1 protein-coding gene is annotated in these 968 nt (G+C 36.4%); it reads left to right on the top strand.

The genetic code is table 11. The features are described 5' to 3' along the window. Nucleotides 1-625: 625 nt before the first annotated feature. Nucleotides 626-968 (top strand): helix-turn-helix domain-containing protein (locus tag ACFO4R_RS03040; RefSeq protein ID WP_379787533.1); only part of this gene is annotated, 343 nt, incomplete at its 3' end.

Genomic DNA, 968 nt, shown 5'->3' with positions numbered 1-968 from the left:
AGACGAGATATAAAGGACTTAAGAAACAGGAGGCGAAGCTAAATATCCTGTGTAGCTTGGCGAATCTATTGATCGCACAGAGGCGGAGCCTAAGTGCTTAATTTGTTGTGCCCGAAAAACGAAAAATCGGGCACAACAAAGAGAAACATGGAGATAACGGGGAATAAATATCAATTTTTTATACTACTATTCTTTTGAATAGTGGATATAAACAATCTGTGACCCATAGGAGACAACATGGTTTTTCGTCATCGAAAAATAAATATATCCACACTTCTATTGAAAAATAGTATTACCCTGTTATCCCCATTCTTTTTTTATTTTGCCAATTGTGAGGTCTTTCCCTTATAGTGGTTTTTTCCCTTTTAAACTGTCAAACTCCTGAAAAAGGCTGATGAAATAGAGCATAAAAAGAGCTGATAGTTCCCTATAAAGAACAAAAATATGATAAAATAAAAGATATAAAACAAGATCAAAGATAGTGATTAGAAGTTATTCATTGATATTCTGTATATGCTAATCTAAAAATGGTCCACAAACAACAAAAAATCTCTTTGAAAACCGGTCCAATCAATCACAAAATATCTCCGAGATGAGGTACACTTAATCTCGGAGGTGACATGAGGTGAAAACACTAATGGACAAGTTCAAAATCATTGATGCAAAACGAAGGGGGTTATCGAACAGGGAAACAGCCAAACGGTTGGGAATCGACCGTAAAACAGTAGCTAAGTATTGGAATGAATACAACGAACGATTAAAAGAGCTCAATCTCACGGATTCTCATACAGACATTCGAGAACTACAGGCGCAGATCGTAAAAGAACCGCAATATGATGTCTCTTCTCGCGGCCCTATGAAATATACAGAGGAGATCGATGCACTGGTAGAAACCATACTAGAAGAAGAAAAGGAAAAGTCTAAGAAACTGGGAAGACATAAACAGAAACGAACTTTAAAACAGATGC

The sequence above is a fragment of the Filifactor villosus genome (assembly GCF_042652965.1).
In the GTDB taxonomy this organism is placed as follows: Bacteria; Bacillota; Clostridia; order Peptostreptococcales; family Filifactoraceae; genus Filifactor; species Filifactor villosus.
This window is presented reverse-complemented; position numbering and strand designations above follow the sequence as displayed.